The 25,254-nt window shown below is 72.8% G+C and carries 19 protein-coding genes; 5 read left to right on the plus strand and 14 right to left on the minus strand.

Annotation, left to right across the window (positions count from 1 at the left end; genetic code table 11):
* Positions 1-44: 44 nt before the first annotated feature.
* The 4 genes from infB to rimP all read right to left on the minus strand — a co-directional run bounded on the left by infB (position 45) and on the right by rimP (position 5,241).
* Positions 45-3,173: a translation initiation factor IF-2 gene (gene infB, locus ACFZCY_RS26910; RefSeq protein WP_391178468.1), complete on the minus strand. Its 3,129-nt coding sequence runs from the start codon at positions 3,171-3,173 to the stop codon at positions 45-47.
* 146 nt (positions 3,174-3,319) lie between these two features.
* A complete protein-coding gene (locus ACFZCY_RS26915; RefSeq protein ID WP_391178470.1) occupies positions 3,320-3,610 on the minus strand; it encodes a DUF448 domain-containing protein in 291 nt (96 codons plus the stop codon).
* Between the two features lie 129 nt (positions 3,611-3,739).
* Complete coding sequence (gene nusA, locus ACFZCY_RS26920; RefSeq protein ID WP_391178472.1) at positions 3,740-4,732, minus strand: transcription termination factor NusA; 993 nt, start codon at positions 4,730-4,732, stop codon at positions 3,740-3,742.
* 2 nt (positions 4,733-4,734) lie between these two features.
* Entirely contained in the window at positions 4,735-5,241 is a 507-nt protein-coding gene (gene rimP / locus ACFZCY_RS26925) for a ribosome maturation factor RimP (protein WP_391178475.1), read from the minus strand.
* Between the two features lie 185 nt (positions 5,242-5,426).
* On the opposite strand from rimP, the gene ACFZCY_RS26930 reads away from it, so the two are divergent.
* The 3 genes from ACFZCY_RS26930 to ACFZCY_RS26940 all read left to right on the plus strand — a co-directional run bounded on the left by ACFZCY_RS26930 (position 5,427) and on the right by ACFZCY_RS26940 (position 7,530).
* A complete protein-coding gene (locus tag ACFZCY_RS26930) occupies positions 5,427-5,996 on the plus strand; it encodes a hypothetical protein (RefSeq protein ID WP_391178477.1) in 570 nt (189 codons plus the stop codon).
* Positions 5,997-6,040: 44 nt separating this feature from the next.
* Complete coding sequence (locus tag ACFZCY_RS26935; RefSeq protein ID WP_361485836.1) at positions 6,041-6,514, plus strand: ferritin-like domain-containing protein; 474 nt, start codon at positions 6,041-6,043, stop codon at positions 6,512-6,514.
* A 71-nt stretch (positions 6,515-6,585) separates the two neighbouring features.
* Positions 6,586-7,530 (plus strand): aminoglycoside phosphotransferase family protein, encoded by a 945-nt coding sequence (locus ACFZCY_RS26940; RefSeq protein ID WP_391178480.1) that lies wholly within the window; start codon positions 6,586-6,588, stop codon positions 7,528-7,530.
* A gap of 749 nt (positions 7,531-8,279) precedes the next feature.
* On the opposite strand, the gene ACFZCY_RS26945 is transcribed toward ACFZCY_RS26940, so the two are convergent.
* The 7 genes from ACFZCY_RS26945 to ACFZCY_RS26975 form a co-directional block, all read right to left on the minus strand.
* Positions 8,280-9,989 (minus strand): proline--tRNA ligase, encoded by a 1,710-nt coding sequence (locus ACFZCY_RS26945; protein WP_391178482.1) that lies wholly within the window; start codon positions 9,987-9,989, stop codon positions 8,280-8,282.
* Positions 9,990-10,075: 86 nt separating this feature from the next.
* Positions 10,076-10,642: a GNAT family N-acetyltransferase gene (locus ACFZCY_RS26950; protein ID WP_391178485.1), complete on the minus strand. Its 567-nt coding sequence runs from the start codon at positions 10,640-10,642 to the stop codon at positions 10,076-10,078.
* Between the two features lie 30 nt (positions 10,643-10,672).
* Entirely contained in the window at positions 10,673-11,518 is an 846-nt protein-coding gene (locus ACFZCY_RS26955; protein ID WP_391178488.1) for a GNAT family N-acetyltransferase, read from the minus strand.
* A gap of 166 nt (positions 11,519-11,684) precedes the next feature.
* Entirely contained in the window at positions 11,685-12,842 is a 1,158-nt protein-coding gene (ispG, locus tag ACFZCY_RS26960; RefSeq protein WP_361485846.1) for a flavodoxin-dependent (E)-4-hydroxy-3-methylbut-2-enyl-diphosphate synthase, read from the minus strand.
* Positions 12,843-12,982: 140 nt separating this feature from the next.
* Positions 12,983-14,284, minus strand: a complete 1,302-nt coding sequence (locus ACFZCY_RS26965) for a site-2 protease family protein (protein WP_391178492.1) — start codon at positions 14,282-14,284, stop codon at positions 12,983-12,985.
* A complete protein-coding gene (gene dxr, locus ACFZCY_RS26970) occupies positions 14,281-15,546 on the minus strand; it encodes a 1-deoxy-D-xylulose-5-phosphate reductoisomerase (RefSeq protein WP_391178495.1) in 1,266 nt (421 codons plus the stop codon). The genes ACFZCY_RS26965 and dxr overlap by 4 nt, the downstream gene beginning before the upstream one ends.
* A gap of 105 nt (positions 15,547-15,651) precedes the next feature.
* Positions 15,652-17,586: an acyl-CoA dehydrogenase family protein gene (locus ACFZCY_RS26975; RefSeq protein ID WP_391178497.1), complete on the minus strand. Its 1,935-nt coding sequence runs from the start codon at positions 17,584-17,586 to the stop codon at positions 15,652-15,654.
* A gap of 212 nt (positions 17,587-17,798) precedes the next feature.
* Here ACFZCY_RS26975 and ACFZCY_RS26980 point away from each other — a divergent pair, with 212 nt between their 5' ends.
* Together ACFZCY_RS26980 and ACFZCY_RS26985 are read left to right on the plus strand one after the other, a co-directional pair.
* Positions 17,799-18,806, plus strand: coding sequence for a substrate-binding domain-containing protein (locus ACFZCY_RS26980; protein WP_391178500.1), 1,008 nt, complete (start codon positions 17,799-17,801; stop codon positions 18,804-18,806).
* Positions 18,807-18,878: 72 nt separating this feature from the next.
* The gene (locus ACFZCY_RS26985; RefSeq protein ID WP_391178502.1) at positions 18,879-20,942 is read left to right on the plus strand and encodes a TIM-barrel domain-containing protein; all 2,064 of its coding nucleotides are present in this window, start codon (positions 18,879-18,881) and stop codon (positions 20,940-20,942) included.
* 38 nt (positions 20,943-20,980) lie between these two features.
* Here ACFZCY_RS26985 and ACFZCY_RS26990 read toward each other — a convergent pair whose 3' ends face one another.
* The 3 genes from ACFZCY_RS26990 to ACFZCY_RS27000 all read right to left on the minus strand — a co-directional run bounded on the left by ACFZCY_RS26990 (position 20,981) and on the right by ACFZCY_RS27000 (position 25,126).
* Positions 20,981-23,170: an MMPL family transporter gene (locus ACFZCY_RS26990; protein ID WP_391178505.1), complete on the minus strand. Its 2,190-nt coding sequence runs from the start codon at positions 23,168-23,170 to the stop codon at positions 20,981-20,983.
* A gap of 139 nt (positions 23,171-23,309) precedes the next feature.
* A complete protein-coding gene (locus ACFZCY_RS26995) occupies positions 23,310-23,978 on the minus strand; it encodes a response regulator (RefSeq protein ID WP_391178508.1) in 669 nt (222 codons plus the stop codon).
* A complete protein-coding gene (locus ACFZCY_RS27000; RefSeq protein WP_391178510.1) occupies positions 23,975-25,126 on the minus strand; it encodes a histidine kinase in 1,152 nt (383 codons plus the stop codon). The genes ACFZCY_RS26995 and ACFZCY_RS27000 overlap by 4 nt, the downstream gene beginning before the upstream one ends.
* Positions 25,127-25,254 lie beyond the last annotated feature (128 nt).

Below are 25,254 nucleotides of genomic sequence, written 5' to 3' on the forward strand. Positions count from 1 at the left end.
GACGGAAATTCTCCGCCGACCGGCCCCGGATGAGAGGCAGCGCGTCAGCCGCGCGGCTTCTCGCGCATCTCGTACGTCGCGATGACGTCGTCGATCTTGATGTCGTTGTAGCTGCCGAGGTTGATACCGCCCTCGAAGCCTTCGCGAATCTCGGTGACGTCGTCCTTGAAGCGGCGCAGGCCCTCGATGTTGAGGTTCTCCGCGATGACCTTGCCGTCGCGGACGAGGCGGGCCTTGGTGTTCCGCTTGACCTCGCCGGAGCGGATGAGCACACCCGCGATGTTGCCCAGCTTGGACGAGCGGAAGACCTCGCGGATCTCCGCCGTGCCCAGCTCGACCTCTTCGTACTCCGGCTTGAGCATGCCCTTGAGGGCCGCCTCGATCTCCTCGATCACCTGGTAGATGACCGAGTAGTAGCGGACGTCCACGCCCTCGCGCTCGGCCATCTGCGTGGCACGCCCGTCGGCGCGCACGTTGAAGCCGATGACGATGGCGTCGGAGCCGGTCGCCAGGTCGATGTCGGTCTCGGTGACCGCACCCACACCGCGGTGCAGGACGCGCAGGTCGACCTCTTCGCCGACGTCGAGCTGGAGCAGGGAGGACTCCAGGGCCTCCACCGAACCGGACGCGTCGCCCTTGATGATGAGGTTGAGCTGCTGGACCTGACCGGCCTTGAGCACCTTGTCCAGGTCCTCCAGGGAGACCCGGCGGGTGCGCTTGGCGAAGGCGGCGTTCCGCTCGCGCGCGGCACGCTTCTCGGCGATCTGACGGGCGGTGCGGTCCTCCTCGACGACGAGGAAGTTGTCGCCCGCGCCCGGCACGTTGGTCAGACCGAGCACCAGGACCGGGGTCGAGGGACCCGCCTCCTGGAGCTGGTTGCCGTTGTCGTCGAGCATCGCCCGGACGCGGCCGTACGCGTCGCCGACGACCATCGTCTCGCCGACCCGCAGGGTGCCGCGCTGGACCAGCACGGTGGCCACGGCGCCGCGGCCGCGGTCGAGGTGCGCCTCGATCGCGATGCCCTGCGCGTCCTGCTCCGCGTTGGCGCGCAGGTCGAGCGAGGCGTCCGCGGTGAGGACGACGGCCTCGAGCAGTTCGTCGATGTTCAGACCCTGACGGGCGGAGATGTCGACGAACATGGTGTCGCCGCCGTACTCCTCGGCCACCAGGCCGTACTCGGTCAGCTGACCGCGCACCTTGGTCGGGTCCGCGCCCTCGACGTCGATCTTGTTGACCGCGACCACGATCGGCACGTCGGCCGCCTTGGCGTGGTTCAGCGCCTCGATCGTCTGGGGCATCACACCGTCGTTGGCCGCCACCACGAGGATCGCGATGTCGGTCGACTTGGCACCACGGGCACGCATGGCGGTGAACGCCTCGTGACCCGGGGTGTCGATGAAGGTGATCTTGCGCTCTTCGTCGTTGACCTCGGTCGAGACCTGGTACGCGCCGATGTGCTGGGTGATGCCGCCGGCCTCGCCCGCGACCACGTTGGTCTTGCGGATCGCGTCCAGCAGTCGCGTCTTACCGTGGTCGACGTGACCCATGACGGTCACCACCGGCGGACGCGCGACGAGCATCTCCTCGCCGCCCTCGTTCTCGCCGAACTCGATGTCGAAGGACTCGAGAAGCTCGCGGTCCTCCTCCTCCGGGCTGACGATCTCGACGTTGTAGTTCATCTCGTCGGCGAGGAGCTGCAGCGTCTCGTCGGAGACGGACTGGGTCGCGGTGACCATCTCGCCGAGGTTGAGCATCACGGCGACGAGCGACGCCGGGTTGGCGTTGATCTTCTCCGCGAAGTCGGTGAGCGACGCACCCCGCGACAGCCGGACCGTCTGGCCGTTGCCGCGCGGCAGCATCACGCCGCCGACGGACGGGGCCTGCATGGCCTCGTACTCCTGGCGCCTCTGCCGCTTCGACTTACGGCCACGACGCGCCGGACCGCCGGGACGGCCGAACGCACCCTGCGTACCACCACGGCCACCGGGACCACCCGGACGGCCGCCGAAGCCCGGACGGCCACCGCCGCCACCGGGACGACCGGCGAAACCACCGCCGCCACCCGGACGACCGGCGCCGCCACCGCCACCGGGACGACCGGCGAAACCGCCGCCGCCACCCGGACGGCCACCGCCGCCACCGGGACGACCGGCGCCGCCGGGACCGCGACCGCCGCCGCCACCGGGGCCCGGACGCGGACCCGCGGCCGGACGCTGCGGCATCATGCCCGGGTTCGGACGCGGGCCGCCGGAGCCGCCGCCGGGACGGGGGCCGCCGCCCTGGGCGCCCTGCGGACGCGGCATCGAACCCGGAGTGGGACGGGGACCGCCGGCACCCTGGCCGCGACCGGCACCGGGACCACCCTGGCCGCCGCCCTGCGGACGCGGACCGGCACCGCCCTGGCCGCCGGGGCCCGGACGGGCGCCGCCGCCGGGACGGGGCGCCTGCGGGCGCGCCATGCCGGTGGAGCCGCCGGAGGTGAAGGGGTTGTTACCCGGACGCGGACCGGACGGACGACCGCCGCCCGGACGCGGACCACCGCGCTCCTGACCCGGACGCGGGGCGCCGGGACGACCGCCCTGGCCGCCCTGACCCTGGCCACCCTGGCCCTGACCGCCCTGACCGCCCTGGCCACCGGGGCCGGGACGGGCGCCGGGGCGCGGGCCGGGCGTGGCGCCCGGCTTGGCGGGGCCGCCCGGGCCCGGCTTGGCCGGGGAGGGCTTGGGGCCGGGCGTGGCCGGCGGGGCCGTGAACTCGGGCTGCGCCGGAGCCGCGGGCTGCGCCGGACCCGGCTTGGGACCGGGGGTCGGGCGGGCGCCCGGAGTCGGGCGCGGGCCCGGAGTGGGCGCCGCGGACGGCGTGCTGCTCGGACCCTCGGCGGCGGCCGGCTTGGGGCCGGGCGTCGGGGGCCTGGGGGCAGCGGGACGGGCCGCCGACGCCGGACCGGGCGTCGGGGGCTTGGGCGTCGCCTTGCGCGGCGCCGAAGGCTTGCCGGAGGCACGGCCGGAGCCATTGCCACCCTGGAAAGCGTCAGTCAACTTGCGGACTACCGGCGCCTCGATCGTGGAGGACGCCGACCGTACGAATTCACCGAGCTCCTGGAGCTTGGCCATGACGACCTTGCTCTCAACGCCGAACTCCTTGGCGAGTTCGTATACCCGGACCTTAGCCACTTCGCTCCTTTTAGGTCCGGGTTACCGCCGGACCGTCGCTACTTCATGGGCGTACTCATCGCGTACTCATCGAGTGCTCATCGCAATCTCGACCTACTTCCGACTCGCGAGGTACCTGACCGCACGGTTGTCCCGTGCCGTTCTTCTTACGGGGGTGACTGGTCACCCTGGTGCTCGACATAACGGCGCAGTGCCGTGGTGTCGAACGCCCCCGGTCCCCTGAAGGCCCGGGGGAAGGCCCGGCGGCGGACCGCCAGGTCGAAACAGACCCGTGTGGGGTGCATATAAGCTCCCCGACCGGGCAGCGTACCGCGCCGATCGGGGACGCAAACACCCTCGACCGCCACGACGCGCAGCAGATCATCCTTGGCCGCCCGATCCCGGCATCCCACACAGGTTCTCTCAGGGCAGGCACGAGCTCGCGTGCGGCCAGACACTGCTTAAGTCTACCTCCCTGCGCCGACCTCACCCCTTGGGGGGGAGTGATCGAACCGTCACACGATTTCGGCTGGATCCCGCATGTCCGCGGCTTGAACAAGCCTTGATCTGTGCTCGATCAGCTGTAATCAGGCTTGCTCGGCGGACTGATCGGTGTCCGGCCGGATGTCGATCCGCCAGCCCGTGAGCCGGGCAGCGAGCCTGGCGTTCTGCCCTTCCTTGCCGATCGCCAGTGACAGCTGGTAATCGGGCACGGTGACCCGCGCGGACCGGGCCGCCAGGTCCACGACCTCGACCTTGCTCACCCGGGCAGGCGACAGCGCGTTCGCCACCAGTTCGGCGGGGTCGTCCGACCAGTCGACGATGTCGATCTTCTCGCCGTGCAGCTCGGCCATCACGCTGCGTACCCGGCCGCCCATCGGGCCGATGCACGCGCCCTTGGCGTTCAGACCCGAACGGGTGGACCGGACGGCGATCTTGGTGCGGTGGCCCGCCTCACGGGCGATCGCCGCGATCTCCACCGAGCCGTCCGCGATCTCCGGGACCTCGAGCGCGAAGAGTTTCTTCACCAAATTGGGATGCGTACGCGAAAGGGTCACCGACGGCCCGCGCACACCCTTGACCACTCGTACGACGTACGTACGCAGCCGGGTGCCGTGCGCGTAGTCCTCGCCGGGCACCTGTTCCTGCACCGGCAGGATCGCCTCGAGGCGGCCGATGTCCACCAGGATGTTCTTCGGGTCCTTGCCCTGCTGCACGACGCCCGCGACGACATCGCCCTCGCGTCCGGCGTACTCGCCGAAGGTGATCTCCTCCTCGGCGTCCCGCAGCCGCTGCAGGATGACCTGCTTGGCGGTCATGGCGGCGATGCGGCCGAATCCGGAGGGGGTGTCGTCGAACTCGCGGGGCTCCTCGCCCTCCGTGAGGTCGTCGGCCTCCTCCTTGGCCCACACGGTCACATGGCCGCTGGTGCGGTCCAGCTCCACCCGGGCCCGGCGGCGGCTTCCCTCGGTGCGGTGGTAGGCGATGAGGAGCGCCGACTCGATCGCCTCGACCAGCAGGTCGAACGAGATCTCCTTCTCCCGCACCAGACCCCGCAGGGCACTCATGTCGATGTCCACGGCTACGCCTCCTCCTTGCTCTCGTCGCCCTCGGGCTTGCGGTTGAACTCGATCTCCACGCGCGCCTTGGAGATCTCCTCGAAGGCCAGCCGCCTCGCGGTGGGCTTGCGCCCCTTCACGCCGGGGACTTCCAGATCCAGCCCGTCGTCATCCACCGAGATGATCCGGGCGATCAGCTCGCCGCCCTCCACCAGCTGCGCCTTCATCAACCGGCCGGTGGCCCGGTGGTAGTGGCGCCGCTCTATCAGGGGGCGCTCGGCGCCGGGGGAAGTGACCTCCAGGACGTACGGGGTCTGACCCATCGCGTCCGACTCGTCGAGCGACTGCGAGATCGCCCGGCTCAGCTCCGCACACGTATCCAGCTGCACGCCGTCGTCGGAATCCACCACGATGCGAAGGACGCGCCGCTTCCCGGCCGGTGTCACCTCGACCTCTTCCAGATCCAGGTCCCGTGCGCTGACGAGCGGTTCCAGCAGTCCGCGCAGCCTTTCGCTCTGGGTCGTGCTCATCCGGGTGACTCCTCGGCCGCGTGTGCTGTTGTGGGAAGGTCGCGTGTCAGCTCAAAGCCTATCTGTTCCGGCGGCGGGCTGACGATTCGGTGGCCGCTGCCCGGCTTTCCGGCCCCGCGCGGGTACGCTCGCCTGCTGTGATCACTAACGGCGGCCGGGAGCTGCCGCAGCCCGGAAAGAGGAACGTGTCGATCACGAATCCCCCACCTCGACCCACGTCCCCGTCACTCCCCCAGGCCGCGTCCCCGCGGCGTCGAAGTCTGCTGCTGGCCGGCGGTTCGGCCGGGGCCGCCGCGCTGCTGGTCGGCTGTTCCGGTGATTCGGACGACGGACACCGCTCGTCCGGTTCCGCTGCCGCCGCGGCGCTGCGCGCCCGGGGCGTACGGGACTCGGCCGCGCTCCTCGCGCGCTACGACGCGACCATCGACGCCCATGCCGGGCTCGCGCGGCGGCTGCGGCCGCTGCGGGCGGAGACGGCGGCGCACATCGCGGCGTTCGGCTCCACGGACCCCTCCGCGTCCGCCTCCGCGAGCGCGTCCCGCTCACCGGCCGCGGGCGGGCGGCGGCTGCCCGAGGTGCCCGAGGAAGAGAAGAAGGCCCTCGGCGCCCTCGCCCAGGCCGAACGGCACACCGCCGACAGCCGCACCACGGCGCTCCTCGGCGCGCCGCCCGAACTGGCCCGGCTGCTGGCCTCCGTCGCGGCCTGCGGGGCCGCCCATGTGTACCTCCTCACCCAGGCCGACCCGGACTCATGACGTTCCCCCTCTTCAGCCCCCCTCCGCGCGGAAGGAGTACCCGGATGAACCGTGCCGCGACGCTCAAGGCCACGCAGGCCGCGCTCGCCGCCGAGCACGCCGCCGTGTACGGATACGGCGTCGTCGGCGGCCGGATCGGCGACGACCGTCTCGCCGAGGCGCGCGAGGGGTACGCCGCGCACCGTTCCCGCCGCGACGACCTCGTGCGCACCGTGCGCGGCATGGGCGGCACGCCGCAGAGCGCCGCCCCCGCGTACGCCCTGCCGTTCGCGGTGCCCGACTCGGCCGCCGCGGTCCGGCTCGCCGCCGAACTGGAGAGCCGGGTGGCCGCGGTCTACGCCGACCTCGTACGGACCTCCGACGGCGCCCTGCGGCGCCAGGCGGCGGGCGCGCTGCGCGAGGCGGCGGTCCGGTCGGTGCGCTGGCGAGGCGGCGGCGTAGCCTTCCCTGGGCTCACCGAACGCGCCGCGCCGGCCACCCCGTCCGCCTCGGCGACCGGGGCCGCCGACGGGGTCTGACAGTTCGAGACGATCGTGTACGTGCGTTGGTTCGGTGGCGCACGTGCGTGGGTGACAGGGGGCAGCTCGGAATGGCAGCGGAGCGGGAACCCGGCACCGGGGACAGAGCCTCCCTCCAGGTGCCGAAGCGGCTCCTGGACGCGGTGGGCGACGATCCGGCCGAGCCCGTACGGAGCTGGCTCGCCGCCCTGCCGGAGCTGGCCGCGCGGCGGCTGCTGGAATGGGAGCTGACCCCCGAGCGGGTGGTCGCCCCCGGCGGCCGCGGCGGCCTGGTGGTGCTCGTACGGCAGGCGGACGGCACCCCCGCCGCGCTCAAGCTCCCCGTGCCCCGTCCCGGCGCGGCCCATGAGGCGGCCGCCCTCGCGCACTGGAACGGCTGGGGCGCGGCACGGCTCCTGCGCGCCGGCCAGGACGACGGCGTGCTGCTGATCGAACGGCTCCAGTCCGCCGTGTCGCTGCGCTCCCTGCCCGAGGCGAAGGCGCTGCTGGAGGCGGCGGGCACGGTACGGCGGCTGTGGGTGCCGGCGCCCGCCGAGCATCCGTTCGACTCCGTCGAGGGGCGGACGGGGGCGGCCGCCGAGGTGCTGCCCGTTCTCGCCTCGGGGGTCTGGGCGGCCGACGTACGCCCGCTGGCCGACGAGGCCCTGGAGCTGCGGTCCGGGCTGACCGCCCAGCCGCCCGAACGGCTGCTGCTGCACGGCGACTTCCGGCAGGGCAAGGTCCTGGCCGGGGAGCGGGCGCCCTGGCTCGCGGTGGGGCCCGCCCCTGTCGTCGGGGAGCGCGCCTACGACCTGGCGCGGCTGGTCCTCGACCGCTGCGAGGACCTGGCCGCGGGCCCCGGCCCGGCCGCGGCCGCGCGCCGCCGCATCGCGAAGCTGGCCGACTCGCTGGACGTGGACCGCGACCGGCTGCGGGGCTGGGCGCTCTTCCGGGCCGTGGAGGCGGGCCTGCGGTACGGGGCGGCCGGTGACCGGCGGCGGGCCGAGCTGCTGCTGGAGTTCGCGGGCTGGCTGTAGTCCCCCGCCCCGCCCCTTCCCGCACCTGTCGATATGCGGCTCCGCCGCGTGGCAGGGACTCCGCCCCCGGCCCCCGACGCGCGGGTGCCACCCGGCGGGGAGGGCACGCGACGCAAGCAGGGGCGCTCCGCGCCCGAGCGGGGCGCGGAGGGGCGCAGCCCCGGCGCGGGCCCCTGGGCCTGGCGCCCAGGCGCGGCGTCCAGCGTGAGACGAGAGCCCGACGGCCGGGCCCGGCGCCACGGCCCCCTGCGCGGGGCCGTCAGCACCGGGCCGGACGCACAACAGGCGCAGCACAACGGGCCCGGACAGCCCCTTGGGCCCGGCGCGCAGCGTGGAGCGAGCAGAGCGACGGCCAGGGTCGGGGCCACAGCCGCGGGCGCGGCGTCGGCGCGGGACGTAGCCGAACCACGGCCGGGACCGGCGCCGCGGGGCACAACGCGTCGGCCCGGCAGCCCCCGGGACGCACGCACAGACCCAGCCACCAGCACGGCACACAGCACCATGGCCCCGTGCGCGGGCCCAGGCCCGGGCACGACGCCCAGCGTGGAGCGAGCAGAGCGCCGGCCGGGACCGGGGCCACAGCCGCGGGCCGGACGCGCGGGCGCAGCCCCGGCGCGGGACGTAGCCGAACCACGGCCGGGACCGGCGCCGCGGGGCACAACGCGTCGGCCCGGCAGCCCCCGGGCCGGGCGGGCGGGCCCGGCTCCGGGGATGCGGTGGCAGACCCTTGGCGGGGTGCGGGGCGGGGGTCAGGACGTGAGGCGGGTGATCGCCTCGTCGATCGGGAGCTCCTCGCGGTCGCCGGTGCGGCGGTCCTTCAGCTCGACCACGCCGTCCTTCGCGCCGCGGCCGACGACCAGGATCGTCGGGACGCCGATCAGCTCCGCGTCGGTGAACTTCACGCCCGGGGAGACGCCGGCGCGGTCGTCCACCATGACCCGGACGCCCGCCGTGCCCAGCTTCTCGGCGATGTCCAGGGCCAGCTCGGTCTGGAGGGCCTTGCCCGCGGCGACGATGTGGACGTCGGCCGGGGCCACCTCGCGGGGCCAGCAGAGGCCGGACTCGTCGTGGGTCTGCTCGGCGAGGGCGGCGACCACGCGCGAGACGCCGATGCCGTACGAGCCCATGGTGACCCGTACCGGCTTGCCGTTCTGGCCGAGCACGTCGAGCTGGAAGGTGTCGGCGTACTTGCGGCCGAGCTGGAAGATGTGGCCGATCTCGATGGCCCGGTCGAGTGCGATGCCCGCGCCGCACTTGGGGCAGGGGTCGCCCGGCTCGACGACGACGACGTCCAGGTAGTCGTCGACCTCGAAGTCGCGGCCGCAGACGACGTTGCGGGCGTGGGTGTCGGGCTTGTTGGCGCCGGTCACCCAGGAGGTGCCGGGGGCGACCCGCGGGTCGGCGATGTAGCGGAAGGACTTGCCCGCCAGTCCCTGCGGGCCGACGTAGCCGCGGACCAGGTCGGGGCGGCCCTCGAAGTCCTCGGCGGTGACCAGCTCGACCTCGGCCGGGGCCAGGTGCTCGCCCAGCTTGCCGAGGTCGACCTCGCGGTCGCCGGGGACGCCCACCGCGGTGATCTCGCCGTCGACCTTGATCAGGAGGTTCTTGAGGGTCGCGGAGGCCGGGACGCCCAGGTGCTCGGCGAGGGTCTCGATGGTGGGGGTGTCGGGGGTGTCCAGTTCCTCGACCGGCCCGTGCCGGCCGCCCTCGACGGGCGGGACGGTGGTGGTGACGGCCTCCGTGTTGGCCGCGTAGTCGCAGTTCGGGCAGTCCACGAAGGTGTCCTCACCGGCCGCGGCGGGGGCCAGGAACTCCTCGGAGGCGGAGCCGCCCATGGCGCCGGAGACCGCGGAGACGATGCGGTAGTCGAGGCCCAGGCGCTCGAAGATCCGCTGGTAGGCCTCGCGGTGCAGCCGGTAGGACTCGGCCAGGCCCTCGTCGCTGGTGTCGAAGGAGTACGAGTCCTTCATCTGGAACTCGCGGCCGCGCAGCACGCCCGAGCGCGGCCGGGCCTCGTCCCGGTACTTGGTCTGGATCTGGTAGAGCATCACCGGCAGGTCCTTGTAGGACGTGCACTGGTCCTTGACCGTCTGGGTGAAGATCTCCTCATGGGTGGGGCCGAGGAGGTAGTCGCCGCCCTTGCGGTCCTTCAGCCGGAACAGCAGGTCGCCGTACTCCTCCCAGCGGCCGCTCGCCTCGTACGGCTCCTTGGGGAGCAGCGCGGGCAGCAGCACCTCCTGGGCGCCGATCGCGTCCATCTCCTCGCGGACGATCCGGGAGACGTTGTCCAGGACCTTCTTGCCGACCGGCAGCCAGGTCCAGATGCCCGCGGAGGCGCGGCGGACGTAGCCGGCCCGGACGAGCAGCTTGTGGCTGGCGGTCTCGGCGTCGGCCGGGTCTTCGCGCAGCGTCTTCAGCATCAAGGTGGACATGCGCTGGACGTGGGCGGCGTTGGCCATGGGGTCTTCTCCTGCGTACGAGATGGATGTCAGGAGGTTAGCCGCCCGGGGACGCAACCCGGAAATGCGCTATCCGGAGGCGCGCGCTAGCGCCGCAGCGGCAGGGGGGCGCCCATGACGGCGTACGGGCTCGGCGCGCTCGGGAAGAGCACCGGGCGGGCCAGGTCGCGGTAGCCCAGCGAACGGTAGAGGCAGCGGGCCGGGCTGTCGGTGTCGAGGGCGGAGAGGATCGAGCGCGGCTGGACGGCCCCGTCGGTGATGGCGGTGATCAGCCGCCGCCCGATGCCGTGGTTCTGGTAGTCGGGGTGGACGTGCAGCTCGGTGATGACGAAGGCGTCGTCCAGCCAGTCCTCGTGCCCGGCGGCGCGCAGATAGGGCTGGACGATGGTGGACCACCAGTGCGTGCGGTCGTTGGGCATGCCGTACACGAAGCCCACGAGCCGCCCCTGCGGGGTGGTCGCGCCGAGGGCGCGGGCGCCGGGGCTGGTGAGGTGGCGCAGCACGATGTGCCGCCGTACGCCGATCTCCTCTTCCGTCAGCCCGAAGGCCACGGCCTGCACGGCGAGCGCCTCGTCCACGCGTGCGGCGAGGTCGAGCGGGCCGACGACGGCACCTCGGGGGTCCGGGGGATGGCCCCCGGGCATCTGCAGCATGGGCGGCACCCTACTGGCCCGGTCCGGCGATCAGAACAGCACGCTCATGAACGCGCCGACCTCCTGGAAGCCGACGCGGCGGTACGCGGCGCGGGCCGCGGTGTTGTAGTCGTTGACGTACAGGCTCGCCACGGGCGCGATCTCGTTCAGCGCGTAGTGCAGCACGGCGGCCATGCCGGTCTCGGAGAGCCCGCGGCCGCGGTATTCGGGGGCGACCCAGACGCCCTGGATCTGGCAGGCGTGCGGGGTGGCGGCGCCGATCTCGGCCTTGAAGACGACGCGGCCGTTCTCGACGCGGGCGAAGGAGCGGCCGGCGGCGACGAGTTCGGCGACGCGCGCCTGGTAGAGCAGTCCGCCGTCGCCCGCGAGCGGTGAGACGCCGACCTCCTCGGTGAACATCGCCACGCACGCGGGCATGATCACGTCCATCTCGTCCCTGCGGATCCGGCGCACCCGCGGATCGGGCGGGACGTCGGCGGGCATCGAGGCGGTGACCATGAGCGGCTGACGGGCGCGGACCTCACGGGCCGGGCCCCAGCTGGGCTCCAGCAGGGACCACAGCTCGGCCGTGGTGTCGGCGGGGCCGACGATCGAGGAGCAGCGCCGCCCGGACCGGCGGGCCCGCTCGGCGAAGGCGCGCACGGCCTCGGGGGTGGCGCAGATGGGGACCAGGTTGGCCCCCGCGTAGCAGAGCGACTCGAGCCGTCCGCCGTTGTACCAGCCCCACATCTCGCCGCCCAGCCGCCAGGGATCCAGGCCGGCGACCTGGACGCGGGCGGCGACGAAGGCATTGGAGATGGGGTCGCGGTTGAGCACCGCGAGGGCCGAGTCGAGCTCTTGGGGCTCGAGGACCCTGGTGGTGGACGTCGTCAGCACGTGTCGGATTGCCTCACCGGTTGCGGGGCCTGCGGGCCGGAGGGGAGTCGATTCCCCGCACTGTACCGCCCTCTTCCGAGAAGGCTCGGTCTGCCTCCGGGGGAGCCTCCCTTGGCTACCGCTGGGAGGTGCCCCCGGCCGGGAGGGCGGGGGCACCCCTGTGTTTTCAGCCGCCGACGGAGACCTGGGGCTCGCCGGAGGCGATGCCGTCCTTCTCCATCTGCTCGGCGATCTTCATGGCCTCGTCGATCAGGGTCTCCACGATCTTCGACTCCGGCACGGTCTTGATGACCTCGCCCTTCACGAAGATCTGCCCCTTGCCGTTGCCGGACGCCACGCCGAGGTCCGCCTCGCGCGCCTCGCCCGGGCCGTTGACGACGCAGCCCATCACGGCGACGCGCAGCGGGACCTCCATGCCGTCGAGTCCGGCGGTGACCTCGTCGGCCAGCTTGTAGACGTCGACCTGCGCACGCCCGCACGACGGGCAGGAGACGATCTCCAGCCGCCGCTGGCGCAGGTTCAGGGACTCCAGGATCTGGATGCCGACCTTGACCTCCTCGGCGGGCGGCGCCGACAGCGAGACCCGGATGGTGTCCCCGATGCCCTCGCTCAGCAGCGCGCCGAAGGCCACCGACGACTTGATCGTGCCCTGGAACGCGGGCCCGGCCTCGGTGACGCCGAGGTGGAGCGGGTAGTCGCACTGGGCGGCAAGCTGGCGGTAGGCGTTGACCATCACCACCGGGTCGTTGTGCTTCACCGAGATCTTGATGTCCCGGAAGCCGTGCTCCTCGAACAGCGAGCACTCCCACAGGGCCGACTCCACCAGCGCCTCGGGCGTGGCCTTGCCGTACTTCTCCAGCAGCCGCTTGTCCAGCGAGCCCGCGTTGACGCCGATGCGGATCGGCACGCCCGCGTCCGAGGCCGCCCGCGCGATCTCCTTGACCTTGTCGTCGAACTGCCGGATGTTCCCCGGGTTCACCCGCACGGCCGCGCATCCGGCGTCGATCGCGGCGAAGACGTACTTCGGCTGGAAGTGGATGTCCGCGATGACCGGGATCTGCGACTTCTTGGCGATCACGGGCAGCGCCTCGGCGTCGTCCTGCGACGGGCAGGCCACGCGCACGATCTGGCAGCCGGACGCCGTCAGCTCCGCGATCTGCTGGAGCGTCGCCCCGATGTCCGCGGTCACCGTCGTGGTCATCGACTGCACCGAGATCGGCGCATCGCCGCCCACGGCGACCGGCCCGACCTGGATCTTCCGGCTGACCCGGCGGTCGGCGAGCTTGGTCGGTACGGACGGCATTCCTAGCGAGATCGCAGTCATCTGGTTCGTAGCCCCAAGAAGGTGTTTGAGTGGCCCGAGATCAGCGGGCTCCGGATCCGAGATTACGGCACCGGGTGGTGCCCCAGCACACTCCGGCCCCGAAGTCCACCCAAAGGCGAACTTCGGGACAGTTCACATCATCAGGAAATTCGCACGGGGTTCACCACGTCGGCCACCAGAACGAGCAGCGTGAAGCAGATGAAGATGCCGGCGATCACATAGGCGACCGGCATCATCTTGGCCACGTCGAAGGGGCCGGGGTCGGGCCGCCGGACCAGACGGGCGAGCCGCCGGCGCAGGGACTCCCACACCGCGCCCGCGATGTGGCCGCCGTCCAGCGGCAGCAGCGGCAGCATGTTGAACAGGAACAGCGAGAGGTTGAACCCGGCGACGAGGAAGAGCATCGTCGCGATGCGCTGCGAGGGCGGGATGTCGAGGTTGGCGACCTCGCCGCCGACCCGGGCGGCGCCGACGACGCCCATCGGGGAGTCCGCCTTGCGGGGGGCGTCCCCGAAGGCCGCGTTCCACAGGTCGGGCACCTTGGAGGGCAGGTCGACCAGGGACTGGACGCCGTCCTCGACCATGGTGCCCATGCGGTCCACGGACTGGCCGAGGGACTGCTTCACCACGCCGTTGGCCGGGGTGAAGCCGAGGAACCCGGCGCTGACGTACTGGCCCTCGACGTAGCCGCCGTTCCCGTCGGACTTGGCGACCTTGTTGGTGATGAGGTTCGCATGCAGGGTCTTGCGGGCGCCGTCCCGCTCGACGGTGATCGTCGCGGGGCCGGTGGTCTCGCGGATGTCCTTCTGGAGCGTGCCCCAGTCGGAGACGCGGTGGCCGTCGAAGGCGACGATCTTGTCCCGGGGCTGGAGGCCCGCGGCCTTGGCCGGGGAGTCCTTGGCGCCCTTGGGGCACTTGTCGGCGGCGGCCGAGGCCGGGACCACACAGGCGGAGACGGTGCCGACGCTGGTGGTCTGGGTGTTGACGCCGAAGCTCATCATCACGCCGACGAAGATCACCACGGCGAGGACCAGGTTCATGAACGGCCCGGCGAACATCACGATCACGCGCTTCCACGGCGCGCGCGTGTAGAACATGCGCTTCTCGTCGCCGGGCTCCAGCTCCTCGTAGGCGGCCGACCGGGCGTCCTCGATCATGCCGCGCCACGGCGAGGTGGAGCGCTGGGTGACCTTGCCGTCCTCGCCGGGCGGGAACATCCCGATCATGCGGATGAAGCCGCCGAGCGGGATCGCCTTGATGCCGTACTCGGTCTCCCCCTTCTTGCGGGAGAAGACCGTCGGCCCGAAACCGACCATGTACTGCGGGACCCGGATGCCGAACCATTTGGCCGTGGAGAGATGGCCCAGTTCGTGCCAGGCGATCGAGATCCCCAGCCCGACGGCGAATACGACTATGCCGAGGACCGTCATCAATGTCGTCATGCGTGACCCTCCGGGGTCGCCTTCGCCGCGCGGGCGGCCAGTTCACGGGCGCGGGCACGGGCCCACGTCTCGGCTTCGAGGACGTCCGCGACGGTGAGCTGAGTTCCCGCGGAGGGGGCGCCGTGCTCGGCGACCACTTCCGCGACCGTATCGACAATTCCGTTGAAGGGCAGCTTCCGGGCGAGGAAGGCGTCCACGCACTCCTCGTTCGCCGCGTTGAAGACGGCCGGGGCGGTGCCGCCGAGGCCGCCGACGTGCCGGGCGAGGTCCACCGAGGGGAACGCCTCGGTGTCCAGGGGGAAGAACTCCCAGGTGTGGGCCCTGGTCCAGTCGCAGCCGGGGGCGGCGTCCGGCACCCGCTCGGGCCAGCCGAGGCCGAGCGCGATCGCCATCCGCATATCGGGCGGGCTCGCCTGGGCGAGCGTCGAGCCATCGGTGAATTCAACCATCGAGTGGATATACGACTGAGGGTGGACGACCACCTCAATCTCCTCGAAGGGAATGTCGAACAGCAGATGGGCCTCGATGACCTCCAGCCCCTTGTTGACGAGGGTCGCGGAGTTGATCGTGACGACCGGGCCCATGTCCCAGGTGGGGTGGGCCAGCGCCTGATCCGGGGTGACCTGGGCCAGCTCACGCTTCGAACGCCCGCGGAACGGGCCGCCCGACGCGGTGACGACCAGCTTGCGGACCTCCTGGCGGCCGCCGCCGAGCAGGGCCTGGAAGAGCGCGGAGTGCTCGGAGTCGACGGGCACGATCTGCCCCGGCTTGGCGACCGCCTTGACCAGCGGCCCGCCCACGATGAGGGACTCCTTGTTGGCCAGTGCCAGCACCCGGCCCGCCTCCAGGGCGGCCAGGGTGGGCGCGAGGCCGATGGAGCCGGTGATGCCGTTGAGCACGGTGTGGCACTCGGAGCGGGCCAGTTCGGTGGCCGCGCCGGGCCCGGCCAGGACCTCCGGGAGCGGCTCGCCCGCGCCGTACCGCGCGGACAGCGCCGCGCGCACCTCGGGCACCGCGTCCTCGCGGGCGACCGCGACGGTGGCGGCCTTCAGCTGGTGGGCCTGCTCGGCGAGCAGCCCGGCCCGCCCTCCGGCGGCGGACAGGGCGGTCACCCGGAAGCGGTCCGGGTTGCGCAGGATCACATCGATGGCCTGGGTGCCGATCGATCCGGTGGAGCCCAGGATCACGATGTCGCGGGGGCTGCCGGGGTCGGCGGGGGCTGCCGGGGGGCGCAGATGCGGGTCAGCCAGGGAATCCGTCATCTGCCCATTGTTGCCCGTGTCGCTGCCCGCGGATGACCGGGCCCGGCCCGCCCCGGGCCGCCGGGCTGGATCCCGCCGTCCGGATCCAGCCCGCCGGTACGGCGGTCACCTGATGGGGCGGTGGACGTTGTCCCTGGTCGACGGGCCGGGGGTGGCGTCGGCGATCCACGGGCCGTCGCCGCTGGGGTCGAGGACGCCCGCCTCCAGCCACTCGTACGAGCCGGAGAGCACCCCGGAGACCACCTTGCGGTCCAGGTCGTCGGTGTTGGTCCACAGCCGTCCGAACAGTTCGTCCGCGCGGATCCGGGCCTGCCGGCAGAAGACGTCGGCCAGCTGGTACGCCTCGACGCCGTGGTCGCCGCGGCTGCGCAGCATCTCGGCGCGTACGCAGGCCGCGCTCATCGCGAACAGCTCCGCGCCGATGTCCACGATCCGGCTGAGGAAGCCCTGTTTGGTCTCCATCCGGCCCTGCCAGCGCGACATGGCGTAGAACGTCGACCTGGCGAGCTTGCGCGCCGAGCGCTCGACGTAGCGCAGATGCGGGGACAGGTCCCGGTGGCCGGGCGGGGAGAACTCGGCGTAGGCGCGCGGGAGGTGGCCGGGTCCGGTGACCAGGCCCGGCAGCCAGCGGGCGTAGAAACCGCCCGCCTTGGCGGCCGCCTTGCCCTTGTCCGACAGGGACTTGTCCGGGTCGATGAGGTCGCCCGCGACGGACAGATGCGCGTCCACGGCCTCCCGGGCGATCAGCAGATGCATGATCTCGGTGGAGCCCTCGAAGATCCGGTTGATGCGCATGTCGCGCAGGATCTGCTCGGCGGGGACCGCCCGCTCCCCGCGGGCGGCGAGGGAGGCCGCGGTCTCGAAGCCGCGGCCGCCGCGGATCTGGACCAGTTCATCGGCCATCAGCCAGGCCATCTCGCTGCCGTACAGCTTGGCGAGCGCCGCCTCGATGCGGATGTCGTTGCGGTCCTCGTCGGCCATCTGGGAGGCCAGGTCGATGACCGCCTCCAGCGCGAAGGTGGTCGCGGCGATGAAGGAGACCTTGGCGCCGACGGCCTCGTGCCGGGCGATCGGCTTGCCCCACTGCTCACGGGCCGCGGACCACTCACGGGCGATCTTCAGACACCACTTCCCGGCACCCGCGCACATCGCGGGCAGCGAGAGCCGCCCGGTGTTGAGCGTGGTCAGCGCGATCTTGAGACCGGCGCCCTCGGGGCCGATGCGGTTGGCCGCGGGGACCCGGACCCGGTGGAAGCGGGTCACCCCGTTCTCGATGCCGCGCAGCCCCATGAACGCGTTGCGGTTCTCGACGGTGACGCCCTCGGAGGCCGTCTCCACGACGAAGGCGCTGATCCCGCCCTTGTGGCCGTCGGACTTCGGCACCCGGGCCATGACGACGAGGAGATCGGCGACCACGCCGTTGGTGGTCCACAGCTTGACGCCGTCGAGGATGTAGTCGTCCCCGTCCGGGATCGCGGTGGTGGCGAGCCGGGCCGGGTCGGACCCCACGTCCGGCTCGGTGAGCAGGAAGGCCGATATGTCGGTGCGGGCGCAGCGCGGCAGGAAGCGGTCCTTCTGGTCCTGGGTGCCGAACAGCTTGACCGGCTGCGGTACGCCGATGGACTGGTGGGCGGAGAGCAGCGCGCCGATGGCGGGGCTGACGGAGCCGGCCAGCGCGAGGGCCTTGTTGTAGTAGACCTGGGTGAGACCCATGCCGCCGTACTTGGTGTCGATCTTCATGCCGAGCGCGCCGAGTTCCTTGAGACCGTTGATGGTCTCGTCGGGGATCTGCGACTCGCGCTCGATGCGGGCGGGATCGACCCGGGTCTCGCAGAACTCATGGAGCTTGGCGAGGAACGCCTCGCCGCGCCGCACGTCGTCCGGCGCGGGGGCGGGGTGGGGGTGGATCAGGTCGAGGCGGAAGCGGCCGAGGAACAGCTCCTTGGCGAAACTCGGCTTGTGCCATACCTGTTCGCGTGCGGCCTCGGCGACCTGGCGCGCTTCACGCTCGGACACCGGCCTGACGGATGATGCGGTCATCGGTGCTCCCTTGCCGCAAATGACGATCTCGTGACATTACCGGCACGTACCGCTGTTCAGTGTGCCTCCGGCGGGCCGGGTCGGCAAAGCGGTGCGGCGCGGATTCACCGTGTTGAAGCGCTTCGACATACTCTGGACAGTGCTCCCCTCGAGGCTTACTGTCTGCATCGAAGCGCTTCGCAGTCCCCTCCCCGCCGGACGGAGTTCCCTGCATGGTCACTCTCGCCGAGGTCGCCCGCCACGCCGGAGTCTCCGCCAGCACGGTGAGCTACGTCCTCAGCGGCAAGCGCTCGATCTCGGCGCCCACCCGGGAGCGCGTGGAGCGGTCGATCAAGGAGCTGGGCTACCACCCGAACGCCGGAGCCCGCGCCCTCGCCAGCAGCCGTTCCAACATCATCGCGCTGATGGTGCCGCTGCGGACCGATATCTACGTACCGGTGATGATGGAGGTGGCCATCGCGGTCGCCACCACCGCTCGCGCGCACGGGTACGACGTGCTGCTGCTCACCGGTGAGGAGGGGCCGGCGGCGGTGCGCCGGATCACCGGCAGCGGGCTCGCCGACGCCATGATCCTCATGGACATCGAGCTGGAGGACGAGCGGCTGCCGCTGCTGCACGCGGCTCGCCAGCCCACCGTGCTGATCGGACTGCCCGCCGACACCATCGGCCTGACCTGCGTCGATCTCGACTTCACCGCCACCGGCGCGCTGTGCGCTGAGCATCTGGCCGCCCTCGGCCACCGGGAGATCGCGGTGATCGGCGAGGCGGCGGCGGTCTACGAGCGCCACACCGGATTCGCCGAACGGACCCTGGACGGGCTGCGCACGACCGCCCGCGAGCTGGGGCTGCGGCTGCTGCACCGCCCGTGCGAGGGCAGCTACGAGTCGATGGACGGCACCCTGTCCCGGATCTTCGACGAGCGCCCCGGCACCACCGGCTTCATCGTCCAGAACGAGGCGGCCATCGATCCGCTGCTGAGCCTGTTGCGGCGGCAGGGGCGGGCGGTCCCCGAGGACGTCTCGGTGGTCGCCATCTGCCCCGACCAGGTGGCCACCAGTGCGTCCGTGCGGCTCACCTCGGTCGCCATCCCCGCGCAGGAGATGGGGCGGCGGGCCGTCGAGCTGGTGGTGGCCAAGCTGCAGGGCGACGCCTCCGAGCAGGTGGCGCTGCTGGCACCGGAGCTGACCGCACGGGCCAGCTCGGGCCCGGCCCCCGCCTAGCGCCCCTAGCGCCGCGACCCGTACGCACCGACCGTACGCCCCCTCACCGCCGCACCCCCGAGGAGCGCATCCGTGAACCCGTCGCCGCCTTCGCCCGCCTCTTCCGTCTCGCCCGCCTCTTACTCGCTCGCCCAGTCCTCCCCCACCGTCGGCACCTTCGCCGAGCGCGGCAGCGCGCTGGAGTGGAGCGGGCGGCAGGAGACCGTACGTCTGGAGCCGTGGGGACCCGACGCGATCCGGGTGCGCTCCCGGCTCAGCGGACCGCTGCTGGAGGACCTGCCCGGCGCGCTCCTCGACGGCCCGCCGAAGGCGGCCGCGCGCGTCGCGATCGGGGCCGGGGAGGCGTCGCTGACCTGCGGCGCGATCACCGCCCGGATCTCCGCGGAGGGCATGATCCGGTTCGAGACCACCGAGGGCGGCCGGGAACTGCTCGCCGAGCAGCGCGCCCACTTCTGGTGGCCGGGGCCGCGGCTGCGCACCGCCACGGGCAACGGCTACCACCGCATCGAGCAGCGCTTCGAGGCCTACGAGGGCGAGCGGCTGTACGGTCTCGGCCAGCACCAGCACGGTCTGCTGGACCAGAAGGGCGCCGTGATCGACCTGGTGCAGCGCAACTCCGAGGTGTCCATCCCGCTCCTCACCTCCAGCCGCGGCTACACCCTGCTGTGGAACAACCCGGCGATCGGGCGCGTCGAGCTGGGCGCGACCGGCACCCGCTGGGTCGCCGACAGCGCACGCCAGATCGACTACTGGATCACGGCCGGGGACCCGGCCGCCGCGCAGCGCCGCTACTCCGCGGTGACCGGCCGCGCGCCGATGCTGCCGGCGTGGGCGGCCGGGTTCTGGCAGTGCAAGCTGCGCTACCGCACCCAGGAGGAGCTGCTGGCCGTGGCCCGCGAGCACAAGCGGCGCGGGCTGCCGATCGACGCGATCGTCTGCGACTTCTTCCACTGGACGCACCTGGGCGACTGGAAGTTCGACCCGGTGGCCTGGCCCGACCCGGCGGCGATGACGCGCGAGCTGGACGACCTGGGCATCAAGCTGGTGGTCTCGGTGTGGCCCTCGGTCTCCCCGCTGAGCGAGAACCACGAGACGATGGAGCAGCGGGGCTTCCTGGTGGGCACCGAGTACGGGCCCACGGCGCACGCCGACTGGCCCGATGTGCGCGAGGGCGAGCGGATCCACGTCGCCTTCTACGACGCGACGCATCCGCGGGCCCGGGAGTTCATGTGGTCGCGGGTGCGGGAGAACTACCTGGAGCCGTACGGGATCCGCGCCTTCTGGCTGGACGCCTGCGAACCGGAGATCAAGCCCGGTTTCCCGGCGAATCTGCGCTATCACGCGGGGCCGGGTCTGGAGGTGGGCAACCTCTACCCGCGTGAGAACGCCCGCGCGATCCACGAGGGCTTGCGCGCGGCGGGCGAGGAGGAGGTGGTGACCCTCAACCGCTCGGCGTGGGCGGGCAGCCAGCGCCACGGGGCCGCCCTGTGGTCCGGCGACATCGGCACCGACTTCGCGACCCTGCGCCGCCAGATCGCCGCCGGGCTCAACGTGGCGCTGTCCGGCATCCCGTGGTGGAACACCGACATCGGCGGCTTCCACGGCGGCGACCCGGACGACCCGGCCTACCGCGAAGTGCTGATCCGCTGGTTCCAGTTCGGCACGCTGTCGCCGATCATGCGGCTGCACGGCTTCCGCGACCCCGGGCTGCCGCTCGGGCCCGGCATGACCGGCGGCCCGAACGAGGTGTGGTCGTACGGCGAGGAGGCCGAGCGCGTCCTGGGCTCCTGTCTGCGGCTGCGCGAGCGGCTCAAGCCGTATGTGCTGGCGCAGATGCGCGCCGCCCACGAGGAGGGGCTGCCGCCCATGCGCCCGCTCTTCCTGGAGTTCCCCGGCGACGAGGCGGCCTGGGGCGTCGCGGACGCCTTTCTGCTCGGCCCCGACCTGCTGGTCGCCCCGGTCCTGGAGGCGGGCGCCACTGATCGGACGGCGTACCTCCCGGCGGGGGCGCGCTGGACGGACGCCTGGACGGGCGAGGAGTACGACGGCGGCCGGTCGGTGACCGTCCCCGCCCCGCTGGACCGCATCCCGCTGTTCCTGCGGGACGGCGCCCGGCTGCCGGTGCGGGAGCCCTGACGGGCGGTCGGCGCCCGCCTCAGCCGTCGACCGGCCGCTCAGCCCTCGGCCGGCCGCTCCAGCGCCACCTTCGGCAGCCGCCGGGCGAGCGGGCCGGGCAGCCACCAGGCGTGCCTGCCGAGCAACCGCATGACGGCCGGCACGATCAGACAACGGATCACCACCGCGTCCAGCAGGACGGCCACCGCGAGGCCGAGGCCGAACTGCTGGAGCATGCGGCTCGGGCTGAGGACGAACGCCGCGAACACCACGATCATGATGGCGGCGGCCGCCGTGATCACCTTGCCGGTGGCCGCGAGACCTTCGCGTACCGCGTGGGAGTGGTCCCGAGTCCGCTCCCACTCCTCATGGATGCGGGAGACCAGGAACACCTCGTAGTCCATGGAGAGGCCGAAGACGATCGCGAAGATCATCACGGGAACGAACGCCTCGATCGGGCCGGGCTGGGCCCCGAACCAGCCTTCCTGGAAGACCAGGGTGATCACTCCCAGGGCGGCCGCGATGGACAGCAGGTTGAGCAGCGCGGCCTTGAGCGGGATCAGTACGGACCGGAAGACGACCATGAGGAGCAGCGCGGACAGGCCGACCACGACGGCGACGAACAGCGGCATCCGGTCCGCGACGGAGTCGGCGAAGTCCTGTGCGGCGGCCGTGGACCCGCCCACCAGATAGTCGGCGCCGGTGCGCTCGCCGAGCCGCGGCAGGACGCGGTCGCGCAGCGTGTGCACCAGGTCGGCGGTGCCCTCGTCCTGCGGGGAGGTGGTGGGGAAGGCGAGGACCGTGGCGACGGCGCCGTCCTTCGAGGGCAGCGGCGGGGTGGTGGCGGCGATACCGTCGGTGCGCGCGAGCGTGGCGCGCAGCTCCCGGGCGGCCACCGCGTCGCCCTGGCTCACCACGACCAGCGGGCCGTTGAACCCGGGGCCGAAGCCCTCGGCGAGCAGGTCGTAGGCGCGGCGGCTGGTGGACGTGGCCGGGTCGTTGCCCGCGTCGGCGAAGCCCAGACGCAGGCCCAGCGCGGGGGCGGACAGCGCGAGCAGCGCCATGACGGCGGCCAGCAGCGCGGGCAGCGGTCGCCGCTGCACGGCGAGGGCCAGGTCCCGCCAGCGCCGGCCCTCCTCCTTCCCCTTGCTCCGGGCGCGTTCGGCGCGGCGCAGCACCTGGCGCCTGACGCGCCCGCCGAGGACCGCGAGCAGCGCGGGCAGGAGGATCAGGGAAGCCGCCATGGTGACGAGCACCGTCAGCGCGACCGCGAGCGCCACGCCCCGCAGCGCGCCCAGGCCCAGGGCGACCAGGCCGAGGAGCGCGATGATGACGGTGCAGCCGGCGAAGAAGACCGTACGGCCGGCCGCGTCCAGCGCGGTGCGGGTGGCGGTGTGCGAGGCGGCGCCGCCGATGAGTTCGTGCCGGTAGCGGTAGAAGATCAGCAGCGCGTAGTCCACGCCCACCCCGAGCCCGACGAGCATCATGACGGGCGGGGTGAAGTCGGCGACCGTGAACACGTGCGAGGCCAGGGCGATCAGACCGATGGCGCCGCCCACCGCGAACAGCGCGGTGACCAGCGGCAGCGCGGCCGCCATCAGCGAGCCGAACAGCATGACGAGGATGACCAGCGCCGCGAGCATGCCCGCGCCCTCCGCCGCGCCGCCCTCCTCCTCGGCGCCGCGCACCGCCTCGCCGCCGAGCGCGACCGTGAGGCCGTGCCCCTCGGCGGCCTTCGCGATGTCGATGATCCTGGTGATGTCCCCCTTCGGCACCTGCTCCGCCTTGCCGTCGAGGGTGACCGTCGCATAGCCGATGGTGCCGTCCCGGGAGATCGCGGAGGCGTCCGCGTACGGGCCGCGCACCTCGGCGACGCCGGGCAGGCCGCCGATCCGGGCGAGCGTCTTCCCGACGCGGCCGCGCTCGGCGCGCAGCCCGCCCTCGCCCTCGTCCTTGAAGACGATCTGCACGCTGTCGCCCGCCTGCCGGGCTCCGTGTTCGGCCATCAGGTCGGTGGCGGTCTGCGAGTCGGTGCCGGGCAGGGCGAAGTCGTTGCGGTAGGCGCTGCCGACCGCCTGCGATCCGAGGGTGATCGCGGCCACCACGAGGACCCACAGGAGCAGGGCGCCCCAGCGATGGGTCTGGGACCAGGAGGCGAGGCGCCCGAAGGCGCCCGCGGGGTGGGGCGTCCGGCCCGCCGGGGGCTCGGTCGTCGCGGTCGTGTCGCTCGTGTCGCTTCTGTCGCTCATGGGCCGCAGCATCCGGGCCCGGTGTGCCCCGGGGCGTCGGCCCGGGGCGGACATCTGCCGTACCCCACGGGTTGCCGGGCGCCGCGCCCGCGTACTGCCCCGGTCGCGGTCGTGGCCGTGGTCCGCGGAAAGGGCCGCGCTACCCGGCCAGCCAGCCGGGGCTGACCATCCCGGACTCGTAGGCCAGCACGACCAGTTGGGAGCGGTCCCGCACGTCCAGCTTGGTCATGATGCGGCTGACGTGGGTCTTGGCGGTGGCCGGGCTGAGCACCAGCCGGGCGGCGATCTCGTCGTTCGTCAGCCCGGCGGCCACCAGCTCCATCACCTCGCGCTCGCGGCCGGTGAGGGCGCGCAGCCTCGGGCCCGGCTCCGGGGCCCTGACCCGTCCGGCGAACTCGGCGATCAGCCGACGGGTGACGGAGGGGCTGATCAGCGCGTCACCGCGGTGCGCCACCCGCACAGCATGGATCAGCTCCTCCGGTTCGGTGTCCTTGACCAGGAAGCCGGTGGCGCCCGCGCGCAGCGCGCCGTACACATAGTCGTCCAGGTCGAAGGTGGTCAGGATGACGACCTTGACGCCCTCCAGGCGGGGGTCCGCGGTGATCCGCCGGGCCGCCTCCAGGCCGTCGGTTCCGGGCATCCGGACGTCCAGCAGCGCCACGTCGGGGCGCAGCGCGCGGCAGGCCGAGACGGCCTCGTCTCCGTCGCCCGCCTCGGCGACCACCGTGATGTCGTCCTCGTCCTCCAGGATCGAACGGAATCCGGCGCGCACCAACCGCTGGTCGTCCGCCAGCAAGACCTTGATCATGGCTGCCATGGTGCTCCGTTCCGGTGCGGCAGTCTGGCCCGTACGGCGAAGCCGCCGCCCGGCCCGGGTCCCCCGGGGCCGACGACCAGCTCGCCGCCCAGCGCGCGGACGCGCTCGCGCATGCCGCTGATGCCGCTGCCGGGGGCGGTCCGGTGCGGGCCGCGCCCATTGTCCGTGATCTCGATCCGGACCTCGCGGGGCGCGTGACCGACATGGACGGTGACGGCGGTGGCCCGGGAGTGGCGGACCACATTGGTGAGCGCTTCCTGGACGATGCGGTACGCGGCCAGCTCCACTTCGGTGGGCAGCGGCACCCGCTCACCGCTGGTGTCCGCGCGCACCTCGAACCCGGCCGACCGCGCCGCCTCGACGAGTTCGCCGATCCGGGACAGGCCCGGCGGCGGCGCTGTGGGCGCCGCCTCGTCGACCTGCCGCAGCAGGCCGAGCGTGGTCCGCAGCTCGCGCAGCGCCTCACGGCTGGACTTCTTGATCGCGGCGAGGGCCGTCTCGGCCTGCCCGGGGTCCTTCCTGATGCGGTGCAGGGCGGCCGAGGACTGGACGCTGATGAGGGAGATGTGGTGGCCGATGACGTCGTGCAGTTCCCGGGCGATGCGCAGCCGCTCCTCGCCGGCCGCGCGCTGCTCCACCTCGTGGACGTGGGCCAGGCGGGTGTGGCGCGCCCAGCCGAGCGCGACCACCGCGACCAGCCAGCCGGTGAGCATGAAGAGGGCGACCCCGTTGACGTCGCCGTTGCCCTCCAGCGTGCCGACGCCGACGGCGACGACGCTCAGCGCGGCGACGGCGACGGCCGCCCGCGGCTGTCCCTGGGCCGCGACCGCGTACAGCGCGACGACGAACGCGACCATGAGCGGCCCGTCGTAGGTGCTGGTGAGGTAGTAGGCGGCGGTGGCGGCCAGCACGCCGAGGGCGACGGCCACCGGACGGCGGCGGCGAAAGCAGAGCGCCCCACAGGCGGCGACGATCATCGCCCAGCCGAAGGCCGTCACCGGCCAGGGCTCCGCGCGCTCGCCGACGAGCGGCCTCATGCCGCCCACCGCCGCCAGCACGAAGACACCGCCGGCCGGCACCGCGTCCGCCCACCGGCCGCGCGGCGGCCACACACGCGCGAGAGAGCCGCGAGACACCATGCGCTCACCCTAGAGCCGCCTCGCGTACGCGCCCCTCCTCCGCATGGCGGAGCGGCCCGGACCGGACCGCGACTCGGGGAGTACGCGGGGCGGCGGGGGCGCAACCGGAGGGGCACCCCAGGTGTCGT

It is taken from the genome of Streptomyces sp. NPDC007983, assembly GCF_042958345.1.
Lineage (GTDB): Bacteria > Actinomycetota > Actinomycetes > Streptomycetales > Streptomycetaceae > Streptomyces.